The organism is Chloroflexota bacterium (assembly GCA_009840355.1).
Classification (GTDB): domain Bacteria; phylum Chloroflexota; class Dehalococcoidia; order Lucifugimonadales; family JADFKI01; genus Bin90.
The window spans coordinates 18,004-37,648 of the sequence record VXNZ01000012.1 but is presented as its reverse complement, the minus strand read 5'-3'; the positions used below and the strand labels follow the sequence as shown (position 1 = coordinate 37,648).

Annotated in this window: 20 protein-coding genes; 9 read left to right on the top strand and 11 right to left on the bottom strand. The window is 58.0% G+C overall.

Features of this window, described 5'->3' with window-relative positions:
- Positions 1 to 448: 448 nt before the first annotated feature.
- From F4X57_03005 to rimM, 6 genes are all read left to right on the top strand, one after another.
- Positions 449 to 1,384 carry a DMT family transporter gene (locus F4X57_03005; GenBank protein ID MYC06137.1) on the top strand — a complete coding sequence of 312 codons (936 nt, stop codon included), beginning with the start codon at positions 449 to 451 and terminating at the stop codon, positions 1,382 to 1,384.
- A 187-nt stretch (positions 1,385 to 1,571) separates the two neighbouring features.
- Positions 1,572 to 3,737 carry a bifunctional (p)ppGpp synthetase/guanosine-3',5'-bis(diphosphate) 3'-pyrophosphohydrolase gene (locus tag F4X57_03000; GenBank protein ID MYC06136.1) on the top strand — a complete coding sequence of 722 codons (2,166 nt, stop codon included), beginning with the start codon at positions 1,572 to 1,574 and terminating at the stop codon, positions 3,735 to 3,737.
- Between the two features lie 73 nt (positions 3,738 to 3,810).
- Positions 3,811 to 4,071: a 30S ribosomal protein S20 gene (locus tag F4X57_02995; GenBank protein ID MYC06135.1), complete on the top strand. Its 261-nt coding sequence runs from the start codon at positions 3,811 to 3,813 to the stop codon at positions 4,069 to 4,071.
- A 79-nt stretch (positions 4,072 to 4,150) separates the two neighbouring features.
- Positions 4,151 to 4,510, top strand: a complete 360-nt coding sequence (gene rpsP / locus F4X57_02990) for a 30S ribosomal protein S16 (GenBank protein MYC06134.1) — start codon at positions 4,151 to 4,153, stop codon at positions 4,508 to 4,510.
- A gap of 2 nt (positions 4,511 to 4,512) precedes the next feature.
- Positions 4,513 to 4,743 (top strand): KH domain-containing protein, encoded by a 231-nt coding sequence (locus tag F4X57_02985; GenBank protein MYC06133.1) that lies wholly within the window; start codon positions 4,513 to 4,515, stop codon positions 4,741 to 4,743.
- Positions 4,744 to 4,808: 65 nt separating this feature from the next.
- Positions 4,809 to 5,318 (top strand): 16S rRNA processing protein RimM, encoded by a 510-nt coding sequence (gene rimM / locus F4X57_02980; GenBank protein ID MYC06132.1) that lies wholly within the window; start codon positions 4,809 to 4,811, stop codon positions 5,316 to 5,318.
- Between the two features lie 16 nt (positions 5,319 to 5,334).
- Here the strand turns inward: rimM and F4X57_02975 are convergent, their stop codons facing one another.
- Positions 5,335 to 6,243 (bottom strand): dihydrodipicolinate synthase family protein, encoded by a 909-nt coding sequence (locus F4X57_02975; GenBank protein MYC06131.1) that lies wholly within the window; start codon positions 6,241 to 6,243, stop codon positions 5,335 to 5,337.
- 58 nt (positions 6,244 to 6,301) lie between these two features.
- A complete protein-coding gene (locus tag F4X57_02970) occupies positions 6,302 to 7,384 on the bottom strand; it encodes a hypothetical protein (protein ID MYC06130.1) in 1,083 nt (360 codons plus the stop codon).
- A gap of 32 nt (positions 7,385 to 7,416) precedes the next feature.
- On the opposite strand from F4X57_02970, the gene nudC reads away from it, so the two are divergent.
- Positions 7,417 to 8,367: an NAD(+) diphosphatase gene (gene nudC / locus F4X57_02965; GenBank protein MYC06129.1), complete on the top strand. Its 951-nt coding sequence runs from the start codon at positions 7,417 to 7,419 to the stop codon at positions 8,365 to 8,367.
- 21 nt (positions 8,368 to 8,388) lie between these two features.
- Here the strand turns inward: nudC and F4X57_02960 are convergent, their stop codons facing one another.
- From F4X57_02960 to F4X57_02935, 6 genes are all read right to left on the bottom strand, one after another.
- Positions 8,389 to 9,978, bottom strand: coding sequence for an acyl--CoA ligase (locus F4X57_02960; GenBank protein ID MYC06128.1), 1,590 nt, complete (start codon positions 9,976 to 9,978; stop codon positions 8,389 to 8,391).
- A 117-nt stretch (positions 9,979 to 10,095) separates the two neighbouring features.
- Positions 10,096 to 11,091, bottom strand: coding sequence for a zinc-binding dehydrogenase (locus F4X57_02955; protein MYC06127.1), 996 nt, complete (start codon positions 11,089 to 11,091; stop codon positions 10,096 to 10,098).
- A gap of 20 nt (positions 11,092 to 11,111) precedes the next feature.
- Positions 11,112 to 11,666 (bottom strand): Uma2 family endonuclease, encoded by a 555-nt coding sequence (locus F4X57_02950; GenBank protein MYC06126.1) that lies wholly within the window; start codon positions 11,664 to 11,666, stop codon positions 11,112 to 11,114.
- A gap of 47 nt (positions 11,667 to 11,713) precedes the next feature.
- Positions 11,714 to 12,136, bottom strand: coding sequence for a PaaI family thioesterase (locus tag F4X57_02945; protein ID MYC06125.1), 423 nt, complete (start codon positions 12,134 to 12,136; stop codon positions 11,714 to 11,716).
- 308 nt (positions 12,137 to 12,444) lie between these two features.
- Entirely contained in the window at positions 12,445 to 12,855 is a 411-nt protein-coding gene (locus tag F4X57_02940) for a hypothetical protein (protein MYC06124.1), read from the bottom strand.
- Between the two features lie 45 nt (positions 12,856 to 12,900).
- Positions 12,901 to 13,224 (bottom strand): hypothetical protein, encoded by a 324-nt coding sequence (locus F4X57_02935; GenBank protein MYC06123.1) that lies wholly within the window; start codon positions 13,222 to 13,224, stop codon positions 12,901 to 12,903.
- Positions 13,225 to 13,464: 240 nt separating this feature from the next.
- Here F4X57_02935 and F4X57_02930 point away from each other — a divergent pair, with 240 nt between their 5' ends.
- Positions 13,465 to 13,746 carry a hypothetical protein gene (locus F4X57_02930; GenBank protein MYC06122.1) on the top strand — a complete coding sequence of 94 codons (282 nt, stop codon included), beginning with the start codon at positions 13,465 to 13,467 and terminating at the stop codon, positions 13,744 to 13,746.
- Between the two features lie 25 nt (positions 13,747 to 13,771).
- Here the strand turns inward: F4X57_02930 and F4X57_02925 are convergent, their stop codons facing one another.
- The 3 genes from F4X57_02925 to F4X57_02915 form a co-directional block, all read right to left on the bottom strand.
- Positions 13,772 to 14,971, bottom strand: coding sequence for a carotenoid 1,2-hydratase (locus tag F4X57_02925; GenBank protein ID MYC06121.1), 1,200 nt, complete (start codon positions 14,969 to 14,971; stop codon positions 13,772 to 13,774).
- On the bottom strand, positions 14,961 to 17,543 hold the full coding sequence (locus F4X57_02920) for an FtsX-like permease family protein (protein ID MYC06120.1): 2,583 nt from the start codon (positions 17,541 to 17,543) through the stop codon (positions 14,961 to 14,963). Before F4X57_02920 ends, F4X57_02925 begins: the two co-directional genes overlap by 11 nt.
- 69 nt (positions 17,544 to 17,612) lie before the next feature.
- Complete coding sequence (locus F4X57_02915) at positions 17,613 to 18,332, bottom strand: ABC transporter ATP-binding protein (protein MYC06119.1); 720 nt, start codon at positions 18,330 to 18,332, stop codon at positions 17,613 to 17,615.
- 246 nt (positions 18,333 to 18,578) lie between these two features.
- Here F4X57_02915 and F4X57_02910 point away from each other — a divergent pair, with 246 nt between their 5' ends.
- Positions 18,579 to 19,532, top strand: coding sequence for a branched-chain amino acid aminotransferase (locus tag F4X57_02910; protein MYC06118.1), 954 nt, complete (start codon positions 18,579 to 18,581; stop codon positions 19,530 to 19,532).
- The last annotated feature ends 113 nt before the right edge of the window (positions 19,533 to 19,645 follow it).

Sequence of the window (19,645 nt, the reverse complement as noted above, 5' to 3'; positions counted from 1 at the left end):
CACGACTTCAGACTTTACGCATTGCGAGGAATACAATTCCGGCGGCAAGCAATGACGCAGATGGACCTACGATTGCGATTGTGTTCGCCGCAGTGTGTTAGAATGTCCCGCGTGCCTAATCACTGGTGTGGCAGGGCTGGTCTTGCCAGGTTGTATGGACAATTGAGGCGTCCCGTGAAAACGGGAATCCGAAATCTCATATTTAGCATTCATTGTTATATTAACGCCGCTTGCAAGTGCTGAATTCTTGCTTCAGCAGGAATGACGGGGCGCAATTGTGAAATATCAACAAAATCTAGTGTTTGCCTTCATTCCAAACCTTTCGCTATTTGGATGGAAGGGATATTTGGCTACGCCATTTGGTGAAAGAAAGAGTAGGTAGTCTTGTCTTCCAATTGGGGGCGCGGCGCCGGAAACACAAGATGCTTGTGAAGGGTCGTTTAGATAATTGAGCGAATCTTACGGGGAAGTACGCAGACCGGCGGGGCTGATTCCTAGCGGATTCTCGCTGCTGTTGGCGATGATGTGGGGCGGCAACAATGTCAGCCTGAAGGCGTCCCTAGACTACGCCGCGCCGATGCAAGTCGGCTGGATGCGCTTCATTCTCGGCGGTCTGGTTACGCTGGCGTACATGGTAATCAGACGCGAATCGTTGGGCTTGGCAAAGCACGAAATCAAGCCGGTCTTGATTATCGGCCTAATTTTCGCCACTCAGCTCGCGATAATGAATGTCGGTCAGGACCTCACATCCGCAGGGCATGGTGTGGCGCTGAACTCAACGCTGCCAATCTGGACGGCGACGCTTGCGCGGTTCTTCATCCCATCGGATAGGCTGACCGTGTGGAAGGCCGTCGCCCTCGTCGTCGCGTATGCCGGCGTGTTGGTCGTCGTATTCGGCGATGCGGTCGTGGCGCAAGAGGGCGTTACGCTGCTCGGCGATGTGCTGAGCTTCATCTCGGCGGGACTGCTGGGATTCAGGATAATTCTGCTGTCGAACTTCGCGCAGGATGTATCGGAAGCCAAGCTGATGCTGGGGCAGCTGATTATCGGTACGGTGCTGCTTCTCGCCGGGAGCTACATCTTCGAAAGCTCCAATTACACGCTTGAAGGCAGATTCTGGTTGGCGCTCGCCTATCAGGGCGTTGTGATTGCGGGTGTGGGTTTCCTAGCCAATGCGTGGCTGGTGAAGCGATACTTGCCGTCGTCCATCACCTTCTACTACTTCGCGCAGCCGATTGCGGGCATCATCCTCGCCTGGCTCATACTCGGCGAAGACCCTGGTCGCGGGCTTATCGTCGGTGTCGTCCTGCTGTGCGCCGGCGCCGCGGCGTATAGCTGGGAATCATACTCGCAGGCAAGACGGGTGCCCAACAGGCAGTTGTAATTGCTATGTTTCAATAATTCCACGCTTATTGGAAGCATGCCCGTTCACACCCTATTCTAATCTCCCCACTAGGAGGCGAGAATGGACTTATGACACCCGTTGCCGATTGTATGGCGGCGTTCGCTAGGATATACTTAATGCATTAGTCCGATTACCCGATTGACGCGCAGCACAGGCGTGGAGATTTATGGTTGATACGCTACTAGACAAGGCAAGGACATACATCCCAGCAGACAGGCTCGGCATCATCGATCAGGCGTATGCGTACGCGGCGAAAGCCCACGATGGACAAGTGCGGCGCTCCGGCGAGCCGTTCATTGAACACCCACTGCAGACCGCGCTTTATCTCGCCGACCTGCGGCTGGACGCCAACGCGCTCGCCGCCGCGCTCCTGCACGATGTCGTCGAAGACTGTGATGTGTGCCTCGAGGACATTGAGAACGAATTCGGCGGTGAGATTGCCGGAATGGTCGATGGCGTAACGAAGCTGACCAAGGCGGAGTTAGACGCTGAGGAGGGCAGAAACGGCTTCCTGTTGCGCGGCAACGAAGTTGACATAGGGCAAGCCGCAAGCCTGCGCAAGATGCTCGTTACGATGGCGGAAGATGTCCGCGTCGTTCTAATCAAGCTGGCGGACAGGCTACACAACATGCGGACATTGCAGGCGCTCTCGCCGGACAGACGCAGGGCGATCGCGAAGGAAACGCTTGAAGTGTTCGCGCCGCTCGCGCACCGGCTTGGCATTTGGGAAGTCAAGTGGCGGCTGGAAGACCTGGCGTTCCAGCACCTGAACAACGACGCGTATCAGGAAATCTCCAGCATGCTGAACGCCAAGCGGCAGGAACGCGAGGACTACATCGAGAGCGTGCGCTCGCTGCTGCAATCCGAGCTGGACAAGGCGGACATTACGGCGGAGGTTACGGGCAGGCCGAAGCACATCTACAGCATCCACAAGAAGACCGAGAAGTACCGCCGGCAGAACTTGGGCGTGAACGACATCCACGACTTGTTCGCGCTGCGAATTCTCGTGGACTCGGTTAGGGATTGCTATCTAGCGCTCGGCGTAGTGCACTCTAACTGGCGACCGTTGCCCGGTCAATTCGACGACTACATCGCCAACCCGAAAGACAACCTGTATAAGTCGCTGCACACCACGGTGCTGTGCATCGACGCGCACCCGGTCGAAGTACAGATACGCACACGTGAGATGCACAACCTCGCGGAATACGGCGTTGCCGCGCACTGGCTCTACAAGGAAGGCAAGACTGCGGACGTAGAGTTCGACGAGAAGATGACGTGGCTGCGTCAGATTCTTGACTGGCAGCGCGATGTCAGCAATCCGCACGAGTATGTAGAGTCGTTTAAGACCGACATATTCAAGAATCAGGTCTTCGTCTATACGCCAAGGGGGGACTTGAAGGAACTGCCCGCCGGCGCGACACCGCTGGATTTCGCGTTCCGCATTCATACCGATGTTGGCTATCGCTGCATCGGCGCGAAGGTGAACGGCAAGCTGGTCGCACTCACCTACCAGCTTCAGAATGGCGACACGGTTGAAATTATGACCAGCAAGGCGGTCAGGGGACCTAGCCTAGACTGGCTTAACCCTAGCCTGGGCTACCTCAGTACAAACTCCGCGCGCACAAAGGTGCGACAGTGGTTTAACCGGCAGGAGCGGCGCGCAAGCCTTGAGCGCGGCAAGGACATATTCCGCCGGCAATTGCGCCGCCTAAATCAGGCAATGACGGATGGAGAGCTTGCCAGCGCGCTCGGCTTCAACGGCGCGGACGAATTCATGGTCGCCTTGGGCGGCGGCGAAATCACCGTCGAGCAGGTTGTCGAGCGCATCGCAAGCCAAGAGATACCGCCGGATCCAGACTTTGAGAAGATATATAAGGTGCCGACGACCGGTCCCGCGTCAGGCGTCGAAGTGCTGGGCGTGGGCGACTTGCTCACCCGCATGGCGAACTGCTGCACGCCCGTGCTGGGCGACGACATCATCGGCTACATCACGCGAACCCGTGGCGTAACGGTGCACCGGCGCAACTGCTCCAACATCCTCGCTGAGCGCGAGACCGAGCGTCTGGTCAATGTCGCCTGGAGTCGCGCGCACGAGCTATATCCGGTGCGTGTTCGACTGGAAGCGCAAGACCGGGTAGGGCTGCTCCGCGATATTACTTCCCTTGTTTCCGAAGAAGGTGTTAACATAGCTTCATGCGTGTCGGAGGAAGAGAAGGACACCAGCATTATTTCTCTGACCGTATATGTTGACGGCATTAGCCAGCTAAACCGGCTGTTCTCCAAGATGGAGAGCGTGCGCGGCGTTATTGGCGTCAGCAGGGGAAGAGTCTAGCCACCAGGTTAAACGCAAACGATAAGCCGACAGAGGACGAAGCCCATCGGCTGCAATTCAGGAGGACGACAAAGTGCCAAGCGCAAAATCAGCACGAGTTCAGGTTCGCAAGCGCGATCGCAATTTACCGCTGCGTACGCGAGCCAAAACGGAAGTCAGGAAGGCGCGGGCGCTAATCGACGCCAATGACATCGACAGCGCCGAGAAGGCGGTACAGTCGGCGTTCGTAGCGTTGGATAAGGCGGCACAAAAGGGCGCACTGCACGCGAACAACGCATCGCGCCGCAAGTCGAGAATTATGAAGGCGCTGCAAAACGCAAAGAACGCGAGCTAGTACTGCGACGAACTTTGCTCACCATGCGCTGGCGCGTTACGGCGTGCAACTGGGACGACTAGGAAGGATTATCAGCACGATGCTCAGGATGAGATTGAGACGGGTCGGCGCGAAGAACCAGCCGAGCTACCGCATAGTGGTCGCCGATTCGAGGGCGGCGCGAGACGGCGCTTTCGTGGACTACCTTGGCCACTACAACCCGCGCACGGAGCCACCGACGGTGGTCATTGACGAGGAAAAGGCGCGCAAGTGGCTCAGCGTCGGCGCAAAGCCGTCGGACGCTGTGCAGCGCATAATAGACAAGATGGGACCGCCCGCCGCAGAAGCCGCGCCAGCAGAAGCCGTAGCAGCCGAAGCCGCTGCCGAAAGCGATTCCGCGGACGACGCGAATTCTGACGAAGGCTCGGACGGCGCTGACGATACGGAGACGACAAGCTAGCAATGAAAGACATCGTCGAATACATCGCAAAGGCAATCGTATCCGAGCCGGATGAAGTCGTGGTCATCGAAGAAGAGGAAGACGACGGATTCCTAGTTCTGCGCCTCGAAGTCGCACCATCGGACAAAGGCAAAGTCATCGGAAGACAGGGCAGGGTGGCGCAGTCCATCCGCGCGCTCCTGCGCGTGGCTGCCGTCAAGGAAAACACGCGAGTCGTCTTCAAAATTGACTAGCACCCGCATTTCCCTCGAACACAGGCCTCTTACCCATCGCCCGCCTCGCCATCGCCGGTTTACCCATGCCCGCCTCTAGCGAAGAACAACCCATAGTCGTAGGCAGAATACGCTCTGCGTGGGGCGTGCACGGCGATGTGAGCGTGGAGGTGCTGTCGGACGCTCCTAAGCGGTTCGCGGCGGGCAGTGAATTGCGTTTGAAAGGCAAGCCCACCCGCGTCGAACGCTCGCGCAAGAATAAGCGCGGCATCCTCGTGAAGTTGGACGCCGTAGCCGACAGAACACAAGCCGAATCTCTGCGCGGCGAAGAACTGACCATCCTGCCGGATCAGGTCGAACCTCTGCCTGATGGCGTGTACTACCACTTCCAGATTCTCGGCATGCAGGTGTTAACCGAAGACGGCGAAAACCTCGGCACTATCAGCGAGATTATCGTAACCGGCAGCAACGACGTGTATGTCGTCCACGAAGACGACCGCCGCGACATCCTAATCCCCGCGCTTCCGGATGTGGTTTTGGATGTCGATTTGCAAGCGAGCCGGATGACGGTCAGTCTGCTTGATGGTCTAGTCTAGGTCAATGTAGCCCAATCTAGTCCGCAGCTTCTACCGCCTCCGGCATCATAGATTCCCGCTTGAACTCGACGATTAGTCTGCGTAGTTTTGCCGCGTCCGCTTCGGGCAACGCGAGTCTTGGCGGTCTCGGATTGCCGATTGGCATGCCGACCGCCGCCATCGCGCACTTCGTTGCGGACACATACTTGTCGCCGGCGATGGCGTTCAGCAGCGGTATCATGCGGTTGTACAAGCGCAGCGCTTCGTCGTGCCTGCCCGCGTCCATCAAGTCGCAGACCGCCGCCGACTCCGCAGGCAGGAAATTGCCGATGACCGACACATAGCCCTTCGCGCCCGCTGCCAGCGATTCGAATGGGTGATAGCCCGCAAACACCGACACGCGGTCGCTGATGCGGTGAATCTCGCGGACGCGCGATATATCGCCGCTCGATTCCTTGATGTAGCGCACATTGTCCAATTCGCCCAGCCGCGCCACAAACTCCGGACGCAGGTCAACATTCGCCGTGTTCGGGTTGTTATAGACCATGATAGGTATGCTCACGGTGTCGCTGATGCGGCGAAAGTGCTCGAAGAGCTCGTCTTCAGTTGGGCTGGAATAGTATGGCGAGATAATCATCAAGCCGTCCGCGCCGGCGTCCTGCGCCTCGACGGAATATCGCACCGCCTTTTCCGTCCACTCGTCCGCCGTGCCGATGAGCACGGGAACGCGCCCGTTAGCGGCATCCACGGCAGTCTCCACAATCACCCTGCGCTCATCGTCGCTGACAGACAGAAACTCGCCCGTGCTGCCGAGCGGAATCAACCCATGGCTGCCAGATTCGATTTGCCAGTTAATCAGCTGGCGCAGGGCGTCGGTGTCGATGGCGCTGCCGTCTGCGGTGAAAGGCGTGGCTAGGACGGTGTGACTGCCGCGGAAATCGGTCATTGTAGCGTGCTCCTCTTGGATGGGAATAACGGGATGTAGAGGATGGGTAGGATGAGGGCTATTGGGGTGGGAGGCGGACTTTGAATTCGGATGGGTCTTGGCCTGCATGCTCGATAATTATCTGCGTGTTCTTGACAAGGTTCAATCCACTGTAATTTATCTCTACATGCAACGGACCTACATTACGGGATATCGTGAATTCTTTTCCATTTGGGTGAATCGGACTATCGGATACGATATATCTTGTAGCACGTTGAATACGCCAATTACCGGCGTTCAAGTAGTTACTTGTGAATAGCCAGCGAACTGACTCGATCGCAACCGTATTCCATTTTCCGAGCGCGACTCTGCTATTGTCAGGGAACTGAATCTCGACAGGTGGAGCGTCACCTCCCTGCGGATTCAAGGCGGACAGCGGAATCCATTTTTGACCTCTTTCGCCTGGCTGCGTGTTGGCAGCAGAGCGTCGCTGAGTTGCAGACTGCTCTTGCAGCGCAGGTTCATGCCCCTGTACAGGCGGAACAATTGGTTCTGCTACGTCCCGCTCTACGGCGTCCAGCCCGACTAACGGAGTTTCAGCAGCAATTACGCTGTCGTGCTCGACTGCAGGATGCCAAAGCGCCATAGCCTTCAAGCACGCCTCGGCAGGTGATGCCGACATGACGTCGAAGGATGATACGCGCATATCGTTGGCAGGTCTGTTCGTGTCGTAAGTCACCCAGTTCTGGCCGTCGGTTATGGCAAAGTAGCGCGCTTGGCGGTTGGCGTCCATCGCGTAGTCCACGGCTTGCCTTGCGCCGTTCTGCAACCCACTGCCCAAGCTCTTTGCCTCCACCACCATTACGGGCTGTCCGTTGGTTCGTAGCACATAGTCGGCACGTCCCTGGCCAGATGTATCCTCCGGAACGACTATCGCAGGGTCTCCTGTGTCCCACCCAAGTTCGCGCAGCAATGGGTCAACTAATGCGTACCGCGTAAGCATTTCGTTTCGGCTGAGTGTGCTGCGATGTTCGCTGATGCGCTCGCGCAGTGTTTGTACAAGCGAGAGTAGGCTTTCCAGAGGCATCGTGCGTTCCTTTCGCCCTTGGCTGCGCGGATTATAGCACAAGCCCTTCTGGGTTCTGTATAATCCCCCTGACATTGAACAGACTGACGGACTGAGACACTGATAGACTGACCGATGAACCAAAGGAGCGCCACTTGTATCCCCCACATGTATTCGCGGGCAACCCGTTGGACAGAGGAGAGGTCGAGCGGCGCGACGAAGATTGGATTGACGCGCAAGCACGCGACCCGCGGAGCCTTTACCTGCCGTTCAGCAGCCTGAATGTGCTGCTCGGCATCGACCCCGAACCAACGCTGGGTTGGCTGCCGCAGGACGTTATCCCTGCGGACGGCACGGTCAGCACTCCGACGCTACTCGGAATGATGGACGGCTCCACGCACTTCGCCATTGAGGTGGACGACGACGCGGCCGTGTTCCTCGAAGAATGGTCCGGCATGAAGTTCGAGGACTGCCGCGCGGCGGGCGAACTACTGCCCATACCAGACGGCGGAATCGTGGCGCAGGCGCGCGCGCAGATAGACTGGCACAGGCGACATCGGTATTGTTCGGTCTGCGGCAATCCGTCGGAGAAGCGGCGCGGCGGGCAAGTACGCTTTTGCCCGGTATGCAAGGCGCAGCACTTCCCGCGCACCGACCCCGTGGTTATCACCGTCGTAGAGGACAAGGAAGGCGACCGATGCTTGCTAGGGCAGTCGCGCGGACGACTGCAACGAATGCGGATGTACTCGGCACTCGCGGGCTTTATGGACCAGGGTGAAGCAATCGAAGAGGCGGTCGCGCGAGAGATTCGGGAAGAAGCGGGCATCGAAGTGAAGAATGTGCGCTACCACTCGTCACAGCCTTGGCCCTTCCCGTCATCGCTGATGATAGGCTGCATCGCCGAAGCCGCCACGACGGACATCAACATGGACGCCGAAGAGATGACCGACGTGCAGTGGTTCGAGCGCTCTGAAGTGCTGCTCGCGCTGGAGGGCAAGAGCGAGAAGCTGACGGTGCCCGCGCCGCTTGCCATAGCGCACCATCTGGTTAAGGCATGGGCGTATGGGGAGATGCCATAACCAGTATGCGCTATCGCGTGCCTATCCCATCCCGCCAGTTATCCCCTGCGGAATGCGGCGCGCTGCCTCTTCGGTGAGCCACTTGCGGTCGATCTTGTTTGTGCCTGAGACGGGTATCTCTTCCAGGAAGAAGACGCGACGCGGGTGGGCGTAGGCGGGACCGTTGGCGAAGAAGAACTGCTTGAGCGCCATCTCATCAGTGTCTTCGCCCTTGTGCAGCACTACCCATGCGACCGGCGCTTCGCCCTTGACCTGATGCCGCGCCGACACCACGCTCACATCGGCGACGGCAGGGTGCGCCAAGATGATAGTTTCCACTTCCTTGGGATACACGTTCTCGCCGCCGCAGTTAATCATATCGTCCACTCGACCTTGAAAGTAGATGTAGCCCTGCTCGTCGGCGTACACGAGGTCACCTGACTTCACATAGCCGTCGGGCGTCATCTTCTCGGCGGTTACATCGGGCTGCTTGTAGTAGCCGATCAGGTTGGGCGGACCCTTGCTCCAGAGCTCGCCGATTTCGCCGGGTTCACAGTTGCGCGTGTCGTCTTCCAAGTCCACGATTCGGATTTGCACATCCATCACGGGCAACCCGCAACTGCCAAGTTTCTTCAATCCCCAACGCGGCGTCAGCACATTCGCGCCTGCTTCGGTCAAGCCGTAGCTCTCCACGACTTCACAGCCGAAGACGCGGTTTATCTCCTGCATCAGCTCTTCAGGCACAGGCGCAGAGCCGCAGGACAGGAACTCGAAGGATGTTACATCGTTCACCCGAAGTGCTTCGCGTTCGGCGAGCATCAGGCTGTACATCGATGGTGTGCCAGACATGAATGTGGGTTTGTGCCTGTCAATCGCCTCGATTACGGGGACAGCGGCAAAGCCGGGCAGAATCGCAGCGGAGCCGCCGACATACAGCATCGGCATTAGGCTGCCCCAGAGCGCGTTCGCGTGGTACAAGGGACCGACTATGAGCGCGCGGTCGGACTGCACGTGCATCATCGCGCGCGTGTTAGAGCGCGCCGTCCACCACTTGCTCGCGTGGCTGAGCAGACAGCCTTTGGGCCTGCCGGTTGATCCGGATGTGTACATCATCATCGCCACATCGTCGTCTTCGACTTCCGCTGTCGTGAAACTATCGAGTTCTGCGGCGAGCAGCGTCTCGTAGTCAAGCATGCCGGGCATATCGCCGTCAACCAGCAACGTGTGCTCGACGTTCGCAACACCATCATGAATCGCCTGCGCCCTGTCCGCAAGCTCTTCGTGCGCGACGAGAATACGCGAGTCGCTATGCTCGGCGATGTATATCAGCGCGTCGTTACCTAGCTTGATGTTCGCCGGGACCGCCACCGCGCCGATGCGAATGATGCCGAACAGACTCTCGACGAAGCGGTAGTCATTGGTCATCAGCAGCATCACCTTGTCGTCCTTGCCGATGCCCAGTCGCGCGAGCGCCGCCGCGACCTGCTGCGTGCGTGCGTCCAAATCGGCATAGGTGAGCGAGACTTCGCCCTGCTGTATCACGGTCTTGTCCGGATACAGCGCGACCGGCCGCCAGAAGAGTTCGCCGAAGTTCTTGGATGGATGCTTTTCAACATTCACGGTCACGGTCATGGCGTGATAATCACCTCATCGAAGTCTTTCATCTTGCTTCTGAGACTAGCCCAATACGACATTGCAGTTTAGGACAGGTAAAGCACAATAGGATTGGCGGTGAAACGGCATGCTTGCTTATGGCGTGATAATCACCTTCCCGAAAATCTCGCGGTCTTCGAGCAGGCGGTGTCCCTCAGCCGTCTCTTCGAGCGGCAGCACTGAGCCTATGACAGGAATGATACTGCCATCTTGCACCTTGTCAAGCAGGCCTATTAGGTCTTGTCTGCGCCAGCCGTCCGATCCGAGAATGTCCATTTCCCGACGCCAAATATAGCGGATGTCGGTTGGAGGCTCGAAGCCGGCGGTTGCGCCGCAGGTCAGGATGCGCCCGCCGTGCCTGACCGCCTTGAGGCTACGCACCCAGCTGTCGCCGCCCGTGTAGTTGACCACTACATCCACCCCTTCGCCGCCCATGATGCCGCGCACATAGCGGTGAAACTCCGGTTGTTCCGTGTAGTTGACGAGGTGGTCTGCGCCAAGTTCTTTGAGTTGTGCGAGCTTGCCTGCGCTGCTTGCGGCGGCGAACACTTCGCAGCCGAGCATCTTGGCAATCTGCACCGCGCCCGTGCCCACGCCGCCGCTCGCGCCGAGAATCAAGATGCTCTCACCCGCTTGTAGCCTGCCACGTGTGATGAGCATTCGCCAAGCCGTGCCGTACGCTATGGGCAGCGCGGCGGCTTGTTCGTAGGTAACATCGTCGGGCAGGGGAATGGCGTTGTCCGCGCTGATGGCGAAGTACTCGGACAATCCGCCTGTCGCACTCTCGCCGAGCGCGCCGCCTGTCCCGTCAGGCATCGTGATTGCCGGATCTATGAGCAGGCGCTGACCGATGCTCACAGATTCCACGCCATCGCCGAGCGCGACGACTTCGCCCGCTATGTCGCCGCCGGATATGCGCGGCAGGTCGATGGGCAAGCCCGGCATGCCGCGCCGCACGAATATGTCGAGGTAGTTCAGCCCGACCGCCTTGACGCGAATCAGTATCTCGCCGGTGGACGGCACCGGGTCAGCGACTTCTTCGAGAATAAGCTTGTCCCGTCCACCGTGTTCATGTATGACGACTGCGCGCATGGATGCACCTGCAGTGTTCGCTAGAAAATCTCGCTGATGTTGAGTATTAAACCTTCGAGCGTGGGCGATGTAAGGGTCTGCCCTTCGCCGTAGATGCCGACAACCTCATAGCCGTGTTCGCGGAGGAACATCACCGTTATGTTCCTAGCGTCGGTGTCTACGAGCCAGAACTCTTTGACGCCGTGCTTGGCGTATAACGCGCGCTTGAAGTTTCTGTCGATGCTTGCCGTCGAAGAGGATAGGATTTCGGTGACAAGGTCGGGCGCACCGCGTACATTGTCGTCGTTTTTGATGTACAGTCGCTCCTTGGACACGAACAGCAAGTCAGGCTGTACCACATCCGTATCGCTGAACACGACATCGAAGGACGCGTCATAGACTTCACCCAAGTCATGCGCCTCTACATAGCTATCGAGCAGAGTTACCAGTTTCGTGCCTGCTCTTTGGTACGCTCTGCGCGGGGCTGCCGTCATAATCAACTCCCCGTCTAGCAGCTGGTATCGCTTGTCTTCAGGCGTGCTGCGACGGTCTTCGTAAGTGCTATTTATTCGCGCTCTCTGGATTACTATCGTCAGGCATCCAAATACAAAGTGTCATAGTTATGATACATGTCAGCACATGTCTAGCCTCTGCCGGTAAGCGTCTCGCGCGGTGCCGCGTTGTTAACCAGTGTAGAGCGTCCGACTGCTACGAGTCTGCCTTCGGTCGTGCGTATCTCAACATCGGCGACGCCAACTGTACGCCCTGTCTTGACTGCCTTGCCACGCGCTACCAGATCGGTGTCGGGTCCCACCATTCGCAGATAGTCAACTTGCAAATTCATATTTGGCGCGTCCTTGCCCGTGCTGCTCATCATCGCAAAGCAGGCGGTTAAGTCGGCGAGCGTAGAAATGATGCCGCCGTGCACGCTCAAGCGGTCGTCTGACGCCAGAAACTCTTCGCGAAACGGCATGCGCACTTCAACCTCGCCGCCATCGGCATGCAAGAGTTCAACGCCGAGCCAGCGGTGATACGGGGCTTCTCGCATTCGCTTGTGCAAGTCCATCTCAGTGTACCTCTCGCCGCATCAGGGCAAAACTTGACTGAATTTCACTGCTAATGCTATATAGCACGGCAAGCCATTTCAACCGCCTGCAGCATTAACGCAGTAACTTCCCACTGATGTTTCCCTGATGATAGCAAAAAAATGCGCTCAGTTTTCGCTGGGCGCATTTTGTAAGTCAATTGAGAATTGCCAAGCAGGCAGTCCCTTCCCACAAATGAGGAATGTTAGGATGAGACAAGATTGTCGCATACCAGTCGCATCCGGCATGCCCATCACATCGGCAGTATACCCACTCGATCGAACGGTTGCTAGTCCGCAGCCACCGAGTCGTGCTCGTACCACTCCGGACCCTCTTCGCCGGGCTCAGGCAGGACGAAGCCGCCTTCCATGGTTTGCGACGCTTTGCCCTCGGTTATCCTGCCGGCTATGTCGTCTCGCGAAATGCCGGTAATCTCCACGAATGCGCCAAGCAGATCGCTGAGCAGCTGGTCCTTGACCTCCTGCGGGCGCCCGGCCCGGTTGCCGCCGTCCATGTAGTACGGCGTGCCGCTGTCATAACCGGTTTCGCCGCCTTCGGGATACTCGATGAACTCGCAGTGGACAAACGAGCGAGGCGCGCCCGTCTCACCGCAGTGAATGTCGGTAAACGCCTTGGCGACCGCCTTCCTGGTCTCGAACTCGACTGAGTCTTCCGGCACGATGCACTTGTAATATGGCATTTATTCTCCCTCTCTCTTTTCCTGTTGCAATCTGTAAGTGACTCGCTATTGCGGGTCGCGGACGGATACTATCAACTCGTCAACGGAGCAGCCCGTCTCGGCGCGCCACATGTCCAAAAGCTGCTTCATAAAGTCCTCGCGCGTCTCTTGGTCGATCGGCTCGGTGAGCTGCCCGCGAATCATCGATGTCGTGGATACTTCTCCTCCACGAAAGCCAAATCCATTACGGATTTCGCTGTACTCGAGCGGGATGCTGTCCGCGTCGATGTCGAGCACCGAGGCGCTGATGCGCTTGATATTGGCAGCCAGCTTGGCGCGAAGGTCGTTAGGTACGACGCCTTCCTGCACGATGCATGTGTAGTTTATCAAGAGGCGCTCCTTTCCTCATGAAACCGCTATGACGGGCGAGATCTATGACCGCCGTTGAGGTTATCACACGCCTTGTTTTCCTGCAAATGGCACTTGCTCGTTGCTTCCTTATCAATTATAGAATCGGCTTGCATGATTCATAGCCCCGTCCTAACCTTCCTATTCAACATCAATTCGGGAGAGTGTTATAGAATGGCAGTCCCAAACTGACAGGGACCTTGGTCTGAAAGGAAACCACCAATGCTATTTCTAGCGATAAGCAGCCCGCACCCGACTCGCCCGTCCGATGTGCGCGAGCAGCGCAAGTTATATTGGCCCTGGGCGCAGGATAAGCTGGACAGAGGCCTGGCGCGCGCATTCTACGCGCGTACCGGACGCGGTGCGGTCGCGCTGTTTGATGTCGCGTCCAATGAAGAATTGCACCGGCTGCTGACCGAATGGTCGGAGATGATACCGGCTGAGTTCGAGATTTACCCGCTGCTGGATCCTGATGCCGCCGTGCAGTTCCTGAACGAGGGCTAGTTTGGTGTAAGTGCTAATGTGCAAATTAGTCCGCGTACCCGGTTAGTTCAACATAGCCGCTTCCGCTGATTGATTCGCCTGCCGCAGTGCCTTCGATTCGCACCGCGCCTTCCCAGTAGCGCACGATGGTGTCGAGTTCTTGGTCGCTGATGTACGGCGTTATCTCGATGTCCAGGGCATCGCCCTGTTTGTCGGAGTCGTCGCCGTCGTCGGACATGCGGAATCGCCAGCGCGACGGGTAGGTGCCACCGCGCGGGCTTTCCCACCAGTCAAGCACATCCAGCCGAACGTGCTTGCTGTCAATGTTGGTGTAGTTGCCGTCCGCTTCGACCACCGTGCCCGAGTGCAATGGGCGTCCGTTTGCATCATGCGGACGCAGCACACCGTACATAATGTCGCGCCCATCGGACAACTGCATAGAGAACCAATCCCAGCCCTCGTGTTCTGAGGATAGCTGCGCCGAACTCCATTCTCTGTCCAGCCAGCTGAGCCCGCTTACCTCGAATGTCTGCCCGTTTAGCGTAATTGTCCCATCGGTCGGCAGACGTGTCAGTGAGTAGTAGTACGACGCCTCTCCGGGTAAGAATCCCTTGCGGCTGAACCCGTCTTCGCCGTTCAGCGCGACGCCCTTGCCATCGCGCAGCGTCAGGTCGATTTCGACGCCCGTATTAGCGGCGTACAGGCGCATGGGTAGTGTGTCGTCGCCGGTCGCAGCAACGGACCAGTCTTCCAGCCACACTCGAAACGGCGTGGTTGGCGAACTCACTGCGCCTGCCAAGCCGAGCGCATCGCGGCTGTATCGCTCGAAAGCATAGAAGTCTTCGTCTTGTACATCGGTCAGCGCGAAGTGCGCCGTGTACATCTGCCGCGCTGCCCAATCCGATGTGCGGTCGAATTCGTCCGATGTTATGCCGACCCTGAAAAATGTCAACTCGTAGCCGAAGTGCCTGTTGTCGTGCGTGTCTAGATTTCCGGTGAAATACCACCATTCGAGCGCGTAATCAGAATGCGGGCCGTGGTCTTCGGGGAATGCGAATTGGCGCGGCGCGGTTACGCTCTTGAAGCCGGCGTCCGTCGTTCGCAGCGCATCGGGCAATGACAGATTTGCGCTAACTTCCGCATCGATTCCTGCGCGAGTTAGCGCGTACACGGCGCCAGCCAGCATCGCTATGACTATCGCAAGGCAAATCGCCGCAATCACGAGGCGCAACAGGCTACTCTTCATGCAGCACCTCGGCGGGGGACGCGCGCGACATTCGGATTGCGGGATAGATTGCTGCGAGCAGCGCGGCGGTGGTGGCGATGACGACCGCCTGCGCCAGGATGATCGGGTAGATTTCCATATCCATCGACCAGCCGAACGATCTGCGGTTCACCACGAATATCAGAATCGCGCCTTGAATCAGTCCGAGCGGCACCGCGAGTATGCCAGCTGCCACGCCCATCAACCCGGTCTGCGCGGTGAACATTAACCACACTTGGCGCGGCGTGAAGCCGATGGCGCGCAGCGTGCCGAACTCTGTGGCGCGCTCCATCTGTATCGCCATCAGAGCGCTCAGCACGCCCACGAACGCCACACTGATGGATAGCGCGTGCACTACGGAAGTGATGGCGAAACTACGCTCGAACACTTCTAGCGCGGCAGTCTTCAGCTCGGCGTTAGACCGTATTCGCACATCCGCGTCGCTGCTGATAGCGTTATCCACCGACATTATCAAAGCGTCGATGCTAACGCCATACGCCGCGCTTACGCCGATTCCGGTAACCCTGTCGTCGTCCCAGAAACGGTTGTACGCCTTGCGGCTCATCATCACCTTGCCGTTCGCGGAGTTTCGGTAGTCGTAGTATATGCCCACCACACGAAACTCGCGCACGCCTTCGCTCGTCAACAAGCTGACGGTGTCGCCCACACCAATGCCGCTGCGATACGCGAACGGCTCCGACACCGCAACGGCATCACCGAATTGCAACCTGTCCCAGATGAGCACCGGTTCGCCTTCCTTGAAAGTGTTGTAGCGCGCGAAGTCGTCGAGAGTCGTATCCAACGCGAGTAACTCCACTTCGCCGCTTGGCGAGTTTACAGTTGCGTTTCTCACGGTGCGCACGCTTGCCACGCCGTCAAGGCGTCGTAGGCTATCGAGCAGCGCAGGCGATAATCCGGACTCAGTCGCTTGTGAACTGAACGACGCAGGCGAAATGTAGATGTCCGAGCCGAGCGAATTATCCAGCCATTGCACGACGGTAACACGAAAGCTTTGTACCATCGTGTCAATGGAAATCGTGATGGATATGGCGACTGCGAGCGCGGCGATTGCTACGGCTGTGCGGCTGATGGACGCGGCGATTCCGCGTGCCGCCATCGCGCCCATCGTACCGAACAACCTGCCCATCAGTGGCGCGAGTGCGCGGCTCATCACGATGACCGCGGCCGGCGTGAGCATCGCGTAGCCAAGCACCAGCGTTCCAACGCCTCCAAATGCCAGAAACAGCGACTTTGAGGGCAGCAGCACAAGCACCGCGCCAACGACCATCAGTGCGATACCAGCGATGGATGCGATTGGAGCAGCGCCCTTGTATCTGCTTTCGAGATTTGAACGCGATAGAGTGTCCCGTGCGGGAATGTCGGTCGCTTCGAGCGCAGGCACGAATGCCGCCGCTATCGTCGCGAACACGCCAAGCAGTGCGCCCTTGACAAGCGACCAAACTGGGATAGCCAGGTTTTGCACCGACACGACGAAGAAAAGATCGGTAATCGTCTGCGTTATTATATTTAGCACGCCGCGCCCGATGACGATGCCCAGCAGCACGCCCACGACCGAGCTGACCACGCCGATGACGGCTGCCTCGCCAAGTACCATGCCGAAGACCTGCCCGCGTGTAACTCCGATGGCGCGCAGTGCGCCGATGACCGGCCGCCGCTGCACCACCGAGAACGCCATCGCGTTGTATATCAGAAACGCGCCGACAATCAGTCCCAGTAGGCTGACGACGAACAGGTTATCGTCGAATGATTGCGTAAGTTCGTCGATTGTCTCGGAGCGCGTCTCGGAGCTGACGATAGCTGCCTCGTCCGGCAGTATCGCTCGGATGCGTTGCAGTGCGAAGTCTCCCTGCTCTCCGGGTGGCAGCATAAGGTCTATGTGGCTGAGTCGCCCTTCGAATCGCAGCAGTTCTTGCGCCGTAGCGATGTCCACAATCAGCAAGTTCCTGAGTGTCTCGTCGCTGATGCTGTCGCGCGGGGCAAGAAGCCCTACGATTTTCACATCGCGCACTGCATCGGCAATACGCAGTTTCACCGTATCGCCCGCTTGCACGCCAAGCGCGTCCGCGGTCTGCACCGAGACTAGCACAGCGTCCGGCGCGGCAAGCAGGAAGGCGGCATTTCGCGCCGGCGAATCCGACCTTGCCACGAATGCGCCACTGTCCGTGTACGGTCGAAACTGCGTATCGGCGAATGGGTCGATGCCCAACAATCTGAGCGACCTGCCACGCGGGTCAACATCGATCGGATGCGCGTAGCCTCCGACGATGGGCGCGGATGCTCGGACTCCGAGTTCCACACGCAGCGCGTGGTATGTGCGCTCTGGTAAGCCGCCGGGACCGCCTACGATGCGGTGTGTAGCGGTGCCTGTAACGGCATTGCTAGACAGGCTGAATGCGTGCTTTGCGCTCTGATTGCCCAAGTCAATAGCGACCACTATGGCGACGCCAAGCGTAATGCCCAGCACAGACAGCGAGGTCTGCCACGGGCGGCTCAGTAAGTATCGCATGCCGGAAAGCCATAGCATGCTGTTCATTCAGCGCGCTCCAACATCCAGCGTGCCAATCCAATAACGGCGTCAGGGACAATCGAGACAGTCGTCAAATTACCTTCGCTCGACAAGTTCGCCATTTTCCATCGCAAGCACGCGCTGCGCCGCACTCACGACCATATCGCTGTGCGACACGACAATTAGCGTCTTGCCATTGTTCGCAATCAAACTTTGCAGCAGCGATAAGACTACCAGACCTGTGTTGGAATCGAGATTGCCGGTCGGCTCGTCCGCGAGTATCAGCAGCGGATCGTGGACGAGCGCGCGGGCGATTGCAACGCGCTGCTGCTCGCCTCCGGAAAGCCTGTCCGGATGGCTGTCCATCCTGTCTGCCATGCCGACTTGTTCTAATGACTTCCTGATGCGGCGCTCGGACTCTGCGCTTGCATAGCCGTTGAGTTGCAACGGCAGCAGCAGATTCTCGCGGACATTGAGCGTGGGTATTAGGTTAAAGAACTGGAAGACGAAGCCGATATTCTTGCGTCTGAACAGCGTCCGTTCTGTCTCGGATAGCTTGTTTATGCGCGTGGAATCGATGAGCACCTCGCCTTCCGTAGGCGTGTCGATGCCACCGATAAGGTTTAACAGCGTAGTCTTACCCGAGCCGCTAGGTCCCGCCAGCGCGACGAACTCACCATGATATATTTTAGCGTCCGCGCGCCGTATTACCGAGCGTGTCTCGCGTCCTTCAAGAAAGCGCTTTGTGAGGCTGCGCAATTCGACAATTGACCTGGGTGGTTGTGTTTGCTGTGGTACAACCGTGTTGGTTCGCAGGTTGGATAGTTCTTTGATAACTGTGAACCCCTTTGGCTGATATATGGCGGATTTCACTGTGAGACTTGAATGCGAGTCAGTTTTGCACTCCCTATATCCTTTATAGCATATAGGACCAGTTGCAGTTTATTTTTCCTCTATCCTAACCTTGCCTTGGCGGATGAGTGGACTTTAGGTTCGGCAGAAAAAAACGTCTTCAATTCCTGGGCATGGCGAGTAAATGGCGTGTGATATATCATAACGGTGATGACGCCGACTGGCACGAAGGAGGAAGACATGGCAGATTATGGTGACTATGCCGCGTATTTCAATGGTGAGTGGATACCGTACAAGGATGTGCGCATCTCGCCGGACGACCGCGGGTTTATGCTGGCGGATGTAGTGTTCGACATCGGGCGCACCTTCAACGGGGTGCCGTTCGTGCTTGACAGGCATATCGACCGATTGTATCGGTCGCTGAAATACCTGCGCATTGATTGCGGACTGACGCCGGCGGAAATGACCGCGCTGTGCGAAGAAGGGGTGCGCCGCAACGAAGAACACCTGACCCGCGTCGGAGATTTCAGCATCCACCCGTTCGTTACGCGCGGCAGACAGGCAGGGCGTATCGGAGACGCGGGGCCGGCGACTGTGTGCATCGGCATTCGGCCCGTCGCATTTGCCACATTCGCGCACTACTACAGCGAAGGCGCACACGGCGTCATCGCGCGCACGCGGAGTTATAGCAGCCAGTTCGTCGACCCGAAGGTCAAGCACCACAGTAGGCTGAACTTCGTGCAGGCTGAGCTGGAGGTCGCGGATGTCGATCCCGATGCGTCGCCAATACTGCTAGACGACGCGGGCAACCTGACCGAAGGAATCGGCTACAATGTATTTCTTGTGAAGAACGGTGTGCTGAAAACACCGACCGACCGCAGCATTTTGCAGGGCATCTCGCGCGGCGTGCTGATTGAACTCGCCGAAGGTTTGGACATACCCTTCAGCGAGGAAGACTTGCAGCCATACGACCTTTACACCGCAGACGAAGTGTTCTTCTCGCGCACCAGCCCGCGCATCGTGCCGGTAAGCCGCGTGGACAACCGCGCCGTCGGCGACGAATGCCCCGGTCCGATTACACGGCAGCTAATCAGCGCACACAGCGAAATGGTAGGAGTGGACATCGTTGACCAAGCAGTGCACTTCGCGAATTTGGCGGAATAGTTGAAAGGCGAAGAGGTCGGGGCGCACCTGAGCCTCAATCACTCCTCAAGTCAATAACAGCCTTGCAGGGTAGCGATTACTCCGCTGTGATTGTAAAATAGTGCCGTTGACGC

What these genes read in the sequence shown, in the direction of transcription:
- F4X57_02940 (MYC06124.1), bottom strand. Translation starts at nt 12,855, where the DNA reads ATGCCATATTACAAGTGCATCGTGCCGGAAGACTCAGTCGAGTTCGAG.
- rimM (MYC06132.1), top strand. Translation starts at nt 4,809, where the DNA reads ATGCCCGCCTCTAGCGAAGAACAACCCATAGTCGTAGGCAGAATACGC.
- F4X57_02985 (MYC06133.1), top strand. Translation starts at nt 4,513, where the DNA reads ATGAAAGACATCGTCGAATACATCGCAAAGGCAATCGTATCCGAGCCG.
- F4X57_02925 (MYC06121.1), bottom strand. Translation starts at nt 14,971, where the DNA reads ATGAAGAGTAGCCTGTTGCGCCTCGTGATTGCGGCGATTTGCCTTGCG.
- F4X57_02970 (MYC06130.1), bottom strand. Translation starts at nt 7,384, where the DNA reads ATGTCAGGGGGATTATACAGAACCCAGAAGGGCTTGTGCTATAATCCG.
- F4X57_03000 (MYC06136.1), top strand. Translation starts at nt 1,572, where the DNA reads ATGGTTGATACGCTACTAGACAAGGCAAGGACATACATCCCAGCAGAC.
- rpsP (MYC06134.1), top strand. Translation starts at nt 4,151, where the DNA reads ATGCTCAGGATGAGATTGAGACGGGTCGGCGCGAAGAACCAGCCGAGC.
- F4X57_02945 (MYC06125.1), bottom strand. Translation starts at nt 12,136, where the DNA reads ATGGACTTGCACAAGCGAATGCGAGAAGCCCCGTATCACCGCTGGCTC.
- F4X57_02975 (MYC06131.1), bottom strand. Translation starts at nt 6,243, where the DNA reads ATGACCGATTTCCGCGGCAGTCACACCGTCCTAGCCACGCCTTTCACC.
- F4X57_02930 (MYC06122.1), top strand. Translation starts at nt 13,465, where the DNA reads ATGCTATTTCTAGCGATAAGCAGCCCGCACCCGACTCGCCCGTCCGAT.
- F4X57_02955 (MYC06127.1), bottom strand. Translation starts at nt 11,091, where the DNA reads ATGCGCGCAGTCGTCATACATGAACACGGTGGACGGGACAAGCTTATT.
- F4X57_02920 (MYC06120.1), bottom strand. Translation starts at nt 17,543, where the DNA reads ATGAACAGCATGCTATGGCTTTCCGGCATGCGATACTTACTGAGCCGC.
- F4X57_02910 (MYC06118.1), top strand. Translation starts at nt 18,579, where the DNA reads ATGACGCCGACTGGCACGAAGGAGGAAGACATGGCAGATTATGGTGAC.
- F4X57_02960 (MYC06128.1), bottom strand. Translation starts at nt 9,978, where the DNA reads ATGACCGTGACCGTGAATGTTGAAAAGCATCCATCCAAGAACTTCGGC.